Annotated in this window: 10 protein-coding genes; 7 read left to right on the top strand and 3 right to left on the bottom strand. The window is 71.7% G+C overall.

Going from position 1 to position 13,651, the window contains the following annotated elements; translation table 11 throughout:
• Positions 1-1,905 (bottom strand): AMP-binding protein, encoded by a 1,905-nt coding sequence (locus tag AC1MEY_RS11045; RefSeq protein WP_480230671.1) that lies wholly within the window; start codon positions 1,903-1,905, stop codon positions 1-3.
• 170 nt (positions 1,906-2,075) lie between these two features.
• Here AC1MEY_RS11045 and AC1MEY_RS11040 point away from each other — a divergent pair, with 170 nt between their 5' ends.
• The 6 genes from AC1MEY_RS11040 (at position 2,076) to AC1MEY_RS11015 (ending at position 7,523) form a co-directional block, all read left to right on the top strand.
• The gene (locus AC1MEY_RS11040) at positions 2,076-2,474 is read left to right on the top strand and encodes a GlcG/HbpS family heme-binding protein (RefSeq protein ID WP_480230670.1); all 399 of its coding nucleotides are present in this window, start codon (positions 2,076-2,078) and stop codon (positions 2,472-2,474) included.
• Positions 2,475-2,547: 73 nt separating this feature from the next.
• Positions 2,548-2,976, top strand: coding sequence for a diol dehydratase small subunit (locus AC1MEY_RS11035; RefSeq protein WP_480230669.1), 429 nt, complete (start codon positions 2,548-2,550; stop codon positions 2,974-2,976).
• Between the two features lie 9 nt (positions 2,977-2,985).
• Complete coding sequence (locus tag AC1MEY_RS11030; protein WP_480230668.1) at positions 2,986-4,698, top strand: propanediol/glycerol family dehydratase large subunit; 1,713 nt, start codon at positions 2,986-2,988, stop codon at positions 4,696-4,698.
• A 1-nt stretch (position 4,699) separates the two neighbouring features.
• Positions 4,700-5,284: a propanediol/glycerol family dehydratase medium subunit gene (locus AC1MEY_RS11025; protein ID WP_480230667.1), complete on the top strand. Its 585-nt coding sequence runs from the start codon at positions 4,700-4,702 to the stop codon at positions 5,282-5,284.
• A gap of 11 nt (positions 5,285-5,295) precedes the next feature.
• Complete coding sequence (locus AC1MEY_RS11020) at positions 5,296-7,143, top strand: diol dehydratase reactivase subunit alpha (protein WP_480230666.1); 1,848 nt, start codon at positions 5,296-5,298, stop codon at positions 7,141-7,143.
• Entirely contained in the window at positions 7,140-7,523 is a 384-nt protein-coding gene (locus tag AC1MEY_RS11015; RefSeq protein WP_480230665.1) for a glycerol dehydratase reactivase beta/small subunit family protein, read from the top strand. The genes AC1MEY_RS11020 and AC1MEY_RS11015 overlap by 4 nt, the downstream gene beginning before the upstream one ends.
• Here the strand turns inward: AC1MEY_RS11015 and cobG are convergent.
• Both cobG and AC1MEY_RS11005 read right to left on the bottom strand, forming a co-directional pair.
• Positions 7,520-8,584: a precorrin-3B synthase gene (gene cobG / locus AC1MEY_RS11010; protein WP_480231420.1), complete on the bottom strand. Its 1,065-nt coding sequence runs from the start codon at positions 8,582-8,584 to the stop codon at positions 7,520-7,522. The two genes, AC1MEY_RS11015 and cobG, sit on opposite strands and share 4 nt — an antisense overlap.
• Positions 8,585-8,663: 79 nt before the next feature.
• Positions 8,664-9,617 (bottom strand): TauD/TfdA dioxygenase family protein, encoded by a 954-nt coding sequence (locus AC1MEY_RS11005; protein WP_480230664.1) that lies wholly within the window; start codon positions 9,615-9,617, stop codon positions 8,664-8,666.
• 417 nt (positions 9,618-10,034) lie between these two features.
• Between AC1MEY_RS11005 and cobN the strand changes: the two genes are divergently transcribed.
• Positions 10,035-13,610: a cobaltochelatase subunit CobN gene (gene cobN, locus AC1MEY_RS11000; RefSeq protein WP_480231419.1), complete on the top strand. Its 3,576-nt coding sequence runs from the start codon at positions 10,035-10,037 to the stop codon at positions 13,608-13,610.
• Positions 13,611-13,651: the final 41 nt, after the last annotated feature.

Raw genomic sequence — 13,651 nt, 5'->3', positions numbered from 1 at the left:
TCACTCGCTCAGCACCGCCGAGGCCGCCAGCGCGTCGAGCACTCCGGGATCCTCGATGGTGGGCGGCACCGTGAACTCCTGGCCCGCCGCGATCTGGCGCATGGTGCGCCGCAGGATCTTGCCCGACCGCGTCTTCGGCAGAGCGGGTACGACGAGGACGTCCTTGAGCGCGGCGACGGGGCCGATCTGCTCGCGGACCAGCGCTACGACGTCGGCGCAGAGCGTCGCGGGGTCGACGTCGGCGCCCGACTTGAGCACGACGTACGCGACGGGGCGTTCGCCCTTGAGCGCGTCGGGGACGCCGATCACCGCGCACTCGGCCACCGCGGGGTGCGTCGCGACCACGGCCTCCATCGAACCGGTGGTCAGCCGGTGGCCGGCGACGTTGATCACGTCGTCGCTGCGGCCGAGCACGAAGAGGTAGCCGTCGTCGTCGAAGTACCCGGTGTCGCCCGTGGCGTAGTGCCCGGGAAACGCCCGCAGGTAGGAATCGACGAAGCGTTCCGGCGAATTCCACAGTCCCAGTAGCGATCCGGGCGGAAGGGGCAGCGCGATGACGATGTTGCCCTCCCGATTCGCGCCGAGCTCGGCGCCATCGGCGTCGACGACCTTCACGTGGTAGCCGGGCACCGGCAGCGACGCGGACCCTGCCTTCACCGGCATCGGCTCGAGCCCGCGCAGGTTGGCGCAGATCGACCACCCGGTCTCGGTCTGCCACCAGTGGTCGACCACCGGCCGGCCCAGTCGGTCGGCCGCCCAGTGGTAGGTCTCGGGGTCGAGCCGCTCGCCCGCGGCGAACACCGTGTGCAGCGACGGCATCTCGTGGTCGGCCAGCAGGACGCCCTCGGGATCCTCCTTGCGGATCGCGCGCAGGGCGGTCGGCGCACAGAACAGCACGTTGACGTCGTGCTCGGTGACCACCCGCCAGAACGCGCCCGCGTCGGGGGTGCCCACGGGCTTGCCCTCGTAGAGCACGGTCGTGGCGCCGGCGATCAGCGGCGCGTACACGATGTAGGAGTGGCCGACCACCCAGCCCACGTCCGACGCCGCCCACATGACGTCACCGGGGTGCACGTCGTAGATCGACGCCATCGACCACGCCATCGCGACGGCGTGACCGCCGTGGTCGCGAACCACGCCCTTCGGCTTGCCCGTGGTCCCCGACGTGTAGAGCACGTAGAGCGGGTGGGTGGCGGGCACGGGCACCGCGTCGGCCGGCGGCGCACCGGCCACCACGGTGTCCCAGTCGAGCCAGCCCTCGGGCGTCGCGTCGTCGGAGGACACCTCCGGGCGGTGCTTGACCACGACGATCGACGGTGGAGAGGCGCTGAGCGACAACGCCTTCGACACCGTCGGCAGGTAGTCGACGGTGCGGCCGGGCTCGAGGCCGCCGGTGGCGGTGAGCAGCGCCGTCGGCTGGGCGTCGTCGATCCGCGCCGCCAGTTCGGCCGCGGCGAACCCGCCGAACACGACCGAGTGGATCGCGCCGATCCGTGCGCAGGCCAGCATCGCGACGAGTGCCTCGGGGATCATCGGCAGGTAGATCACCACCCGGTCGCCGAGGCCCACGCCGAGCCGCGCCAGCGCACCCGCCAGCGTGGCCACCTCGTCGCGCAGCTCGCGGTAGGTGAACCGGCGGCGGGAGTTCGTCATCGCGGAGTGGAAGATCAGCGCGGCGCGGTCGCCGTGCCCGGCGTCGACGTGCCGGTCGAGCGCGTTGAAGCTGGTGTTCAGCATCCCGTCGGGGAACCAGCGCCAGGCGTGCGGGTCGGTGTGGTCGAGTGCCGAACTCGGCGCGGTGTGCCAGTCGATGGCCTCGGCGGCGCGCAGCCAGAACGCCTCCGGGTCGGTGATGCTGTCGCGATGCGCGCCGGTGGTGGCGGCAACGGATTCCGGAACGCTCAACGGCCTTCCTTCCTGGCGGTGTGTCGGTCCCGTGCAAGCTAGGCGCGGCAGCGTTGCATCACGGTTGCACCGGGACTGCCCAGGACGGCGTCCATCGTCTACGCTCGCCAGTCATCGGCGTCGCCCGGCGTCAATCTGCTTGACCGCGAACACATCCGAAGGGGCATGCCATGAACCGACTCACGCTCGACACCGCGACGAGGATCGTCTCGGCCGCCACGGCCAGGGCGACGGAGATCGGCCAGCCGATGAACGTCGCCGTGGTCGACGACGGTGGGCACCTCGTCGCGTTCGCCCGGATGGACGGCGCGATCAAGGCGAGCATCGACATCTCGATCCGCAAGGCGCGGACCTCGATCCTGATGAACCTGCCCACCAGCGCGCTGATGGACGTGTGCCAACCGGGCGGCGAGCTGTACGGCCTCGAGCAGCTGTCGGGCGGCATGGTGCTGTTCGGCGGCGGCCTGCTGCTGGAGGTCGACGGTGAGGTCGTCGGCGCCATCGGGGTGAGCGCGGGAAGCGTCGAGCAGGACGTCAGCGTCGCCGAGGCGGGCGTTGCCGCGCTCTGACGCCGTGCCGCCCGGCATGTCCTGACCTGCCGTGCAACGAACATGCAACGTGACCCAGCGCACAATCGCAGACGTGACGGAACCCGTACTGGACCCGGCGGCCGACTACCCACTGAGCGTGCACCGCACCGACGTGCTGTTCACACCCACCGGAAAGTCGATCGAGGACATCACGATCGAGGCGGTGATGGCCGGTGAGGTCGGCGCCGAGGATCTGCGCATCACGCCGGACACGCTGCGCCTGCAGGCGCAGCTCGCCGAGAAGGTGGGCCGCCCCCAGCTGGGTGACAACCTGCGGCGCGCGGCGGAGATGACGGCGATCAGCGACGAGCGCGTCCTGGAGATCTACAACGCACTGCGGCCGAACGCGTCGACCAAGCCAGAGCTGGATGCGATCGCCGAGGAACTCGAAACCGTTTACGGCGCAACGTTGCTGGCCGGCCTCGTCCGCGAGGCCGCCGACGTCTACGAGCGCCGCGACGTCCTGGCGACCGGCGAGTAGGAGCATCCGATGACCGCAGCACCGCAGCACGGCACCGACGGCGTCCGGCACTCCAAGCGCACCGAGGTGCTGGAGAACCGCCCGGTCAACCTCGACGGGTTCGTCGAGGAGTGGCCCGAGGCCGGCATGGTCGCGATGGACAGTGCGTTCGACCCCGCCCCGAGCGTGCGGGTGGCCGACGGCCTGATCGTCGAGATGGACGGCCGGGCCCGCGCCGACTTCGACTTCATCGACCAGTTCATCGCCGACAAGGCGATCGACGTGGCCAGCACCGAGGAGTCGATGGCGCTCTCGGCCCAGCACATCGCGCGAATGCTGGTCGATCCCGGCGTGTCTCGCGACGAGGTGCTGTCGGTGACCCGCGGCCTGACCCCGGCCAAGCTGCTCGAGGTGGCCAAGGCCATGAACATCGTCGAGATCATGATGGGCATGCAGAAGATGCGGGCCCGGCGCACGCCCGCCAACCAGGCGCACTGCACCAGCGCCCGGGACAACCCGCTGCAGGTGGTGTGCGAGGCGGCCGAGGCGGCGATCCGCGGCTTCGCCGAGGTGGAGACCACGCTCGGCGTGGTGCGCTACGCGCCGCTGGTCGCGATGGCGCTGCTGATCGGCAGCCAGGCCGGCGAGGGTGGTCCGCTGACGCAGTGCGCGCTCGAGGAGGCGACCGAACTCGAACTCGGCATGCGCGGCATCACCGGCTACGCCGAGACGATCTCGGTGTACGGCACCGAGGCGGTGTTCGTCGACGGCGACGACACGCCGTGGTCCAAGGCGTTCCTCGCGGCGGCCTACGCGTCGCGCGGCATCAAGATGCGCTTCACGTCGGGCACCGGCTCCGAGGTGCAGATGGGCAACGCCGAGGGCCGCTCCATGCTGTACCTCGAGATCCGCTGCATCCTGGTGGCCAAGGGCGCGGGAGTCCAAGGGCTGCAGAACGGTTCGATCTCGTGCATCGGCGTGCCCGGTGCGGTGCCCGCGGGCATCCGGGCCGTCGCCGCGGAGAACCTCATCGCCTCGGCGGTGGACCTCGAGTGCGCGTCCGGCAACGACCAGTCGTTCTCGCACTCGCCGATGCGGCGCACGGCGCGGCTGATGCCGCAGATGATGCCGGGCACCGACTTCGTCTGCTCGGGGTACTCCGCAGTGCCCAACTACGACAACATGTTCGCCGGGTCCAACGTGGACGCCGAGGACTTCGACGACTTCAACACCCTGCAGCGCGACTTCCAGATCGACGGCGGTCTGCGGCACGTCCGGGAGCCGGAGATCCTGGCCGTCCGGCTGCACGCCGCGAAGGCGCTTCAGGCGGTGTTCCGCTACCTCGACCTCGCGCCGATCACCGACGACGAGATCGACGCCGCGGTCTACGCGCACGGCAGCAACGAGCTGATCCCGCGCGACGTCCTCGAGGACTTCAAGAGCGCCCAGCAGGTGATGGACCGCGGTGTCACCGGTCTCGACATCGTCAAGGCGCTGGAGTCGACGGGCTTCTCCGGCATCGCCGATCACGTGCTCACCGTGCTACGCCAACGGGTCTCGGGCGACCTACTGCAGACCTCGGCGATCCTGACCAGGGACCTCGTGCCGCTGTCGGCGATCAACGATCGCAACGACTACGCGGGACCGGGCAGCGGCTATCGGCCGTCCGGCGCCCGGTGGGAGGAGATGAAGCGTCTCCGACACGTGACGAGCGCGGCCAACCCGGAAGTCGAGGTGGACTGAGATGACGTCACCGGTCGAGACGCGCACGCTGGCCTTCACCGAGGTCGGGCCCGCCGAGCGCGGCACCAGGTCCGACGAGGTCGTGGTGTCGGTGTCGCCGGCATTCGCGGACTTCTTCTCCAAGACCATCACCGGGCTGTCGCACGCCGACGTGATCCGTCAGTTGCTCGCAGGCATCGAGGAGCAGGAGGTGGAGGCGCGCTGCATCCGGGTGTCGCACAGCTCCGACCTGGCGGTGGTGGCCCACACCGGCGCCAAGCTGTCCGGATCGGGCATCGGGATCGGGCTGCTGTCCCGCGGCACCACGATGATCCACCAGCGCGACCTGCCCCGGCTTTCGAGCCTCGAGCTGTTCCCGCAGTGCCCGTTGATGACGCTGGAGACCTACCGCCAGGTCGGATCCAACGCGGCGCGGTACGCGAAGGGTGAGTCGCCGGAACCGGTTCCGACGATGAACGATCAGATGGCGCGGCCCCGCTGGCAGGCGAAGGCGGCGCTGCTGCACCTCAAGGAGACCGAGCAGATCCGCAAGCAGGTGCGGCCACTCGAGGTGTCGCCGCAATTCTCGGCGGTCGCCGCGAGCTGACGGCCCACCACGTGGCGATCCTCGCCGTCGGGGTCGACATCGGCAACTCCACCACCGAGGCCAGCCTGGCGTCGGTCGGCCCGGACGGCCACGTCGACTTCCTCGGGAGCGCGCTGACCCCGACCACTGGTGTCAAGGGCACCGTCGGCAACGTCGACGGCGTCGTCGCCGCGGTCACCCACTCGCTCACCGGCGCGGGCGTGGCGCTCGCCGACCTCGACGTCATCCTGCTCAACGAGGCGACCCCGGTGATCAGCGGTCTGGCCATGGAGACGATCACCGAGACCATCATCACCGAGTCCACGATGATCGGTCACGACCCCCGCACGCCCGGCGGCCGTGGCCTCGGCGTCGGGGAGGTGGTCGCGTTCGGCGCGCTCGCCGACGTGGCCGCCGGCACCGCCGTCATCGTCGCCGTGCCCGGCGGCGTCGACTTCGAGGCCGCCGCAACGGAGATCAACGTGGCCCGCGCCCGCGGGGTGGCCGTCGAGGGCGCGATCCTGTGCCACGACGACGCCGTGCTCGTGGTGAACCGGCTCGACGCCAGGATCCCCGTCGTCGACGAGGTGTCCCGCATCGACGCCATCCCACTGGGCATGCGGGCGGCGGTCGAGGTCGCCGCACCGGGGCAGTCGATCCGGACCCTGTCCAACGCCTACGGTCTGGCCACCATCTTCGGCCTCGACGCCGACGAGACGAGGCTGGTGGCGCCCGTCGCCCGCGCGCTGACCGGGACCAGGTCGGCCGTGGTGATCCGCACGCCGTCGGGCGACGTGGGGGACCGCGTGATCCCCGCGGGATCGCTGGTGCTGACGGGGGAGCGGCGGCGCGCCACCGTCGACGTCTCCGGCGGCGCAGCCGACATCATGGCCGCCGTCGAGCGCGTCGGCCCGCTGCTCGACGTCACCGGCGAGTCGGGCACCAACACCGGCGGGATGATCTCCGGCGTGCGGCAGAGCATGGCCGACCTCTGCGGCCACGACCTGGCCGACATCCGCATCGGCGACCTGCTCGGCGTCGACACGTTCGTCCCGCAGGAGGTGCGCGGCGGCCTCGCCGGCGAGGTGGCGTTGGAGAACGCCGTCGCGCTGGCGGCGATGGTGCGGACCCGGGAGAGCGGCATGCAGGCCGTCGCCGACGCGGTGCGCGAGCGGTTGCGCGCGGTGGGCGCCACGCGGGTCGACGTCGTGGTCGGCGGCGTCGAGGCCGAGATGGCGGTGCTCGGGGCCCTGACGACGCCCGGCACCGACCGTCCGCTGGTGGTGCTCGACCTCGGCGGCGGCTCCACCGACGCCGCGCTGATCACCGCCGACGACGCCGTCGACACCGTGCACCTCGCCGGTGCCGGCGATCTGGTGACCAAGCTGATCGACGCCGAACTGGGCACGCAGAACCTCGAACTCGCCGAGTCGATCAAGCGCCACCCCCTGGCGAAGGCCGAGAGCTTCTTCCACGTGCGGCTCGAGAACGGCACCGTCCATTTCTTCGAGAAGCCCTTGCCCGCACCGGCGTTCGGCCGCGTCCTGACCCTCGGCGAGCACGCGATGACGCCGATCCCCACCCGGCACTCGCTGGACCGCATCCGGACCGTCCGCCGCGCCGCGAAGGACCGGGTGTTCGTGGTCAACGCCCTGCGCGCCCTGGCCCGCATCGCGCCGGAGGGCGACCTGCGCCGGATCGGGTTCGTGGTGCTGCTCGGGGGGTGCGCGCTCGACTTCGAGATCCCGCAGCTGATCGCCGACGCGGTGGCGCCCTACGGGATCGTCTGCGGCACCGGCAACGTCCGGGGCACCGAGGGGCCCCGCAACGCCGTCGCCACGGGGCTGGTGTCGTCCTTCGCCCGGCGGCACGCGACGTGAGTGGCGGCAAGGCGCCGGTCCGGCCGGTGGTCGTGGTCCGCAGCGCCGCGGCCGGGCCGGTCGAGGACGCGGTCCTGGCCGGCATCGAGGAGGAGGGCGTCCCGTACCTCGTCGAGCGCGACGCCGGTCCGGACGGTCGCGGGTGCGCGGCCGCCGTCGACCTCGCCAGGGTCGCCGCTGACCGGTCGCCGCTGGGGGTCGGCGTCGGGATCGATGCCGCGGGCGGCGTCTGCGTCCAACCGGAGAAGGTGTTCGACCCGATCACCGACCTGACGGCGGCGCCCGCCGACGGGCCGGCGAGGGCCCGACTGCTGGGCCACGACGCCGCGCGCATCTGCGTCGGCCTGCCGTTGAAGGGCGCGGGACCGCCGGACCGCTAGTCCCGCCGCCGGTATCCGTCCTCGGTGGCCACCAGCACCTCGCCGACCGGCGGGCTGCCGCACGCTCGGCCGCATCCGACGAAGTGCCGGTGCACGCCGGTCGGCTCGAGGACGGCCTCGGCGGCGTCGCGGCGGACGTCGGTGAGCGACCGTTCGCATCCGGGGCTGCCTGTGCACGCGCTCACCGACAGCCACGGCGAGTCGGCGTCGAACACCAGGCCCAGGGGTGCGAGGACCCGCAGTGCCACGTCGGCCACGCCCTCGTCGAGATCGCACACCAGCACCGAGCGCCACGGCGTGATGACCAGCGGCGCCTCGATGGCCGCGAGGAATTCCGCTGTCCGCGCCTCGAGGACACCGAGCCGCACGGCCGCACCGAGCGCCACGCCGCCGTCGTCCTGGGCGATCCACCCCACCGGCGGCCGGACCTCGGGCGGCCAGGTGGCGCCCGCGTCGGCCGTCCGCTCCAGACCGTCGAGCAGCACGTCGGGTTCGTCGAGTTCGTCGATGCGCCAGGCCTTGTCGCGGATGCCGACGAACCGTCGGGCGATGCCGGTCAGCACGTCGACGGCGTCGTCCAGCGCGACCCGCACCCCGGTGTCGACGCCGGAGAGCAGGACCGCGCCGACGTCGGGCGTCAGCGCGTGCACGGCCGCGTCGGTGCCGAGTCCGGACACGTCGCCGCGCCCGTCGTCGACGCCGAACAGGAACCGCCCGGGCAGTCCCTCGAGGACGGCGTCGCGCTGGATCGCCGCGTCGAGGGCCAGCACCACGGCGCGGACGTCCGCGGTGCCGCCGGAGCGGCCGGACAGCGGGGACGCGACGACGTTGCGCACCCGCTCGTGGCTCGGCGAGGGCAGCAGGCCGGCGTCGGCGACCGCGTCGGCGAAGGCGTCGGTGTCGGTCACGCCGCGGGCCTGCACGTTGCCGCGCGAGGTGAGTTCCAGTGTCGCCGAACCGAACCGGGTCGCAGCGGCGGCGAGCGCGCCGAGTTGTGCTGCGCTGATCATCCCGCCGGGCAGGCGGATCCGCGCCAGGGCGCCATCGGCCGCCTGGTGCATCTGCAGCGCTCCCGGGCAGGCGTCGTCGGAGCCGCTCCGGCGGCGACCTCCAACGTCTGCGCGGCTTCGGGTCACCCCCCTACGGTACGGCGGTCAGCCTTCGCGGTGCCACGACCTCGGAGTAGTGCGAGGCGTCGCCGGTGATCACGCGGCTCGTCGCACCGTGCACGTCGACCGGCACGTCGCCCGCGAGCGTCACGCGGCTGAGCTTGCGGTACTGGTCGTCGTAGTCGGACACCGCGTAGTGCTGCGTGGCGCGGTTGTCCCAGATGGCGAGGTCGCCGGGCAGCCAGTTCCAGCGGATCGTGTTCTCCAGCCGGGTGACCCGGGCCTGCAGCAGTGCCAGCAGGGTGGCGGACTCGTGGTTGCCCAGCCCGACGAACCGCTTCACGAAGTGCCCGAGGAGCAGCACCTTGCGCCCCGTCTCGGGATGGACGCGCACCGCCGGGTGCTCGGTCTCGTAGGTGTCGGAGACGAATTCCTCGCGGAACTGCCGGGTGGCGTCGGCGGCGTCCTGGCGGCGCTCGTCGATGTCGCGGATGTAGTCGTAGTCGTTGGTGTGGATGGCCCGCAGGTTCTCGACGAGGTACCGCAGCGGCTCGGGCAGCTGGTCGTAGGCGGCCTCGGTCGACGCCCACGTGGTGGTGCCGCCGTACTCGGGCAGCGTGACCGCTCGCAGCAGCGACGCCTTGGGGATGCGGTCGACGAACGTGACGTCGGTGTGCCACGAGTTCGCCTTGTCGTAGCGCGAGTCGATCGGCAGGACGTCGGTGCCGCGGGACAGCACGGTCGGGTGCGCCAGCGTCGGGGTGCCGAGCAGGCGGGCGAACGCGAGCTGCGAGGCGTCGTCGAGGTGGTGCTGGTCCCGGAAGAAGATCACCTTGTGGGTCAGCAGCGCCTCGTTGATCGCCGCGACGGTGGCGGTGTCGAGGTGGGCGCCGAGGCGGACGCCGTCGATCCGGGCGCCGATGTGGGCGCCGAGCTTGACGACGGTGGGGACCCCCGCGTGGGCGGACGGAGAAGGAGATGCCATCCCGTCATTCCCGCAGAGCCCGCCATCGAGCGCCACGGTTTCGCTTCCCACGAGCGGAACTCACCGCGTCGAGCAGCCTTGTGTGACGTGCATCACCTCGCGGTCGGACGTGTTCCGTGCCGCACGAAACCCGCTCAGGCGGTACCGCCGGTACTACCTTCTTCTCAGCAGTACGCCCGCACCGACAACGACGTCCGCGGGCGCTCATCGAGAGGAACGACCATGTTCGCACTCATCCTTTTCGCAGCCCTCGTCGTCGCGCTCGTCGCGATGCTCGGCCTTCCGTACCCGCAGTCCTGGCAGAGCCGCTGGGGCAACAGCGATCGCTGACGTCGTCGCGCGCCGCGCCGCGACGCGGGGTCCGACCGGCCCCGCGTCGCGGTGCGGTACGAATAGGGCGTGGCTGAAACTCCGTCGGTGCCGACCATCCTCCTGCTGTCGACGTCCGACACCGACCTGATCGCCGCCAGGACCAGTGGTGCGGGCTACCGCTGGGCCAATCCCTCGCGGCTGGTCGAGGGCGAGCTGGCCGAGCTGCTGGACGGCGTGCAGGCGGTCGTGGTGCGCATCCTGGGCGGCTACCGGTCGTGGCAGGACGGCATCGACGCGGTGGTCGCCTCGGGCGTGCCCGCCGTCGTCATCAGCGGCGAGCAGTCGCCCGACGCGGACCTCATGAGCCACTCCTCGGTGCCGGGCGGCGTCGCACTCGAGACGCACGTCTACATGGCGCAGGGCGGCGTCGAGAACCTGACGCAGATGCACGCGTTCCTGTCCGACACGCTGCTGATGACCGGGTTCGGCTTCGCGCCGCCGGTGGCCACGCCGACCTGGGGTGTGCTCGAGTGCCCGGCAGGCAACGAGTCCACCAACGACGGCCCCCGCGTCGCGGTCCTCTTCTACCGCGCCCAGTTCCTGGCCGGCAACACCGCCTACGTCGGTGCCCTGTGTCACGCCATCGACGCCGCGGGCGGCAGGCCCGTCGCCATCTACTGCGCGTCGCTGCGCACCGCCGAACCGGATCTGCTCGAGCTGCTCGGCACCATGGACGCGTTGGTGACCACCGTGCTCGCCGCCGGTGGCGCCACCCCGGCGGCCGTCGGAGCGGGCGGCAACGACGACAGCTGGAACGTCGCGCACCTCGCCGCACTCGACGTGCCGATCCTGCAAGGTTTGTGCCTCACCTCGTCGCGCAGCGTCTGGGCGGCCAACGACGACGGCATGTCCCCGCTCGACGTCGCGACGCAGGTGGCGGTGCCGGAGTTCGACGGCCGGATCATCACGGTCCCGTTCTCGTTCAAGGAGATCGACGACGACGGCCTCATCTCCTACGTCGCCGACCCGGAGCGGTGCGCGCGGGTGGCCGGCCTCGCGGTGCGCCACGCCCGGCTGCGGCACGTGCCGCCCGCCGACAAGCGGGTGGCCCTGGTGTTCTCGGCCTACCCCACCAAGCACGCCCGCATCGGCAACGCCGTCGGTCTCGACACCCCGGCCAGCGCCGTCGCGCTGCTGCGCGCGATGCGCACGGCCGGCTACGACATCGGCGAGGTGCCCGGCGTCGACGCCGGCGACGGCGACGCGCTGGTGCACGCCCTCATCGAGCGGGGCGGGCAGGACCCGAACTGGCTCACCGAGCAGCAGCTGGTGGGCAACCCGATCCGGGTGTCGGCCGCCGAGTACCGCGAGTGGTTCGCCGCTCTGCCCACCGACCTCACCGACGCCGTCACCGCGCACTGGGGTCCCGCGCCGGGTGAGCTGTACGTCGATCGCAGCAGCGATCCCGAGGGCGAGATCGTCATCGCCGCAATGCAATCGGGCAACGTCGTCATCATGGTGCAGCCGCCGCGCGGCTTCGGAGAGAACCCGGTCGCGATCTACCACGACCCAGACCTGCCGCCCAGCCACCACTACCTGGCCGCGTACCGCTGGGTGGATCGCACGTTCGGCGCCGACGCCGTGGTGCACCTCGGCAAGCACGGCAACCTCGAATGGCTGCCGGGCAAGACGCTGGGCATGTCGGCGAGTTGCGGCACCGACGCCGCGCTCGGCGACCTGCCGCTGATCTACCCCTTCCTGGTCAACGACCCGGGGGAGGGCACCCAGGCCAAGCGCCGAGCCCACGCCGTCCTGGTCGACCACCTGATCCCGCCGATGGCCCGGGCCGAGAGCTACGGCGACATCGCCCGGCTGGAGCAGCTGCTCGACGAGCACTCCACGATCTCCGCACTCGACCCTGCCAAGCTGCCCGCGATCCGGCAGCAGATCTGGACGCTGATGCGGGCGGCCAAGATGGACCACGACCTCGGGCTGTCCGACCGTCCGGACGAGGACGTCTTCGACGACATGCTGCTGCACGTCGACGGCTGGCTGTGCGAGATCAAGGACGTCCAGATCCGCGACGGTCTGCACATCCTCGGCCTGGCGCCCGAGGGCGACGTCGAACTCGACCTGGTGCTCGCCATGCTGCGCGCCCGCCAGCTGTTCGGCGGCGAGCAGAACGTGCCGGGACTGCGGGAGGCGCTCGGCCTGGCCGAGGACGGTCAGGACAGTCGCATCTCGGTCGACGCCGCCGAGACCGAGGCGCGCCGCCTCGTCGCCGCGCTGCAGGAGTCCGGGTGGGACGCCGCCGCGGTGGACGGCATCACCTCGGACCCGGCGGTCGCCTCGGTGCTGCGGTTCGCCGCCGACGAGGTCGTCCCCCGCCTGCGCGGCACGTCGCGCGAGATCGACCAGATCCTGCACGCCCTCGGCGGCGGGTTCATCGACTCCGGGCCCTCGGGATCGCCGCTGCGCGGGCTGGTCAACGTCCTGCCGACGGGACGCAACTTCTACTCGGTCGACCCGAAGGCGGTGCCGTCCCGGCTGGCGTGGGACACCGGTGTCGCACTGGCGGATTCGCTGCTGACCCGCTACCACGCCGACCACGGCGAGTGGCCGCGGTCGGTGGGGCTCTCGGTGTGGGGCACGTCGGCGATGCGCACCTCCGGCGACGACATCGCCGAGGTGTTCGCGCTGCTGGGCGTCCGGCCGGTGTGGGACGACGCGTCGCGGCGCGTCGTCGACCTCGAGGCCATGTCGCTCGACGAACTCGGCAGGCCCCGCATCGACGTGACGGTGCGGATCTCCGGCTTCTTCCGCGACGCCTTCCCGCACGTCGTCGCGATGCTCGACGACGCGGTGCGCCTGGTGTCGCGGCTCGAGGAGGCCGACGAGGACAACTACGTGCGTGCGCACACCCGCGTCGACCTCGCCGAGCACGGTGACGAACGCCGCGCCACCACCCGCATCTTCGGGTCCAAGCCCGGCACGTACGGCGCCGGGCTACTGCAGCTGATCGACAGCCGCAACTGGCGCGACGACCAGGACCTCGCCGAGGTGTACACCGCGTGGGGCGGGTTCGCCTACGGCCGCGGCCTCGACGGCGCACCGGCGACCGCCGACATGAACACGGCCTACCGGCGGATCGCGGTGGCGGCCAAGAACACCGACACCCGCGAGCACGACATCGCCGACTCCGACGACTACTTCCAGTACCACGGCGGCATGATCGCGACCGTCCGCGCGCTCACCGGCCGCGACCCCGCCGCCTACATCGGCGACAACACCCGGCCGGAGTCGGTGCGCACCCGCTCGCTGTCCGAGGAGACCAACCGGGTGTTCCGCGCCCGCGTGGTCAACCCGCGGTGGATGAACGCGATGCGCAGGCACGGCTACAAGGGCGCGTTCGAGATGGCCGCGACCGTGGACTACCTGTTCGGCTACGACGCCACCGCGGGGGTCATGGCCGACTGGATGTACGAGCGGCTCGCCGGGGAGTACGTCCTCGACGAGGAGAACCGCAAGTTCATGAACGAGTCCAACCCGTGGGCGCTGCACGGGATGGCCGAGCGGCTGCTCGAGGCGGCCGGCCGCGGCATGTGGGATCAGCCGGAGCCCTCGACGCTGGCCGACCTGCGGCAGGTGCTGCTCGAGACAGAGGGTGACCTCGAGGGCTGAGCGGTTTCGTCGAGACTGCGCCGGCGGTCGTGATCTCTGCG

It is taken from the genome of Mycobacterium sp. PTI7 (assembly GCF_056679845.1).
The sequence above is the reverse complement of the archived record's forward strand: the minus strand, read 5'-3'. Positions and strand labels throughout refer to the sequence as shown.

Bases quoted from the DNA above. Each gene is read 5' to 3' on its own strand.
- AC1MEY_RS11005 (WP_480230664.1), bottom strand. From the start codon at position 9,617: ATGGCATCTCCTTCTCCGTCCGCCCACGCGGGGGTCCCCACCGTCGTC.
- AC1MEY_RS11030 (WP_480230668.1), top strand. From the start codon at position 2,986: ATGACCGCAGCACCGCAGCACGGCACCGACGGCGTCCGGCACTCCAAG.
- AC1MEY_RS11025 (WP_480230667.1), top strand. From the start codon at position 4,700: ATGACGTCACCGGTCGAGACGCGCACGCTGGCCTTCACCGAGGTCGGG.
- AC1MEY_RS11040 (WP_480230670.1), top strand. From the start codon at position 2,076: ATGAACCGACTCACGCTCGACACCGCGACGAGGATCGTCTCGGCCGCC.
- cobG (WP_480231420.1), bottom strand. From the start codon at position 8,584: ATGCACCAGGCGGCCGATGGCGCCCTGGCGCGGATCCGCCTGCCCGGC.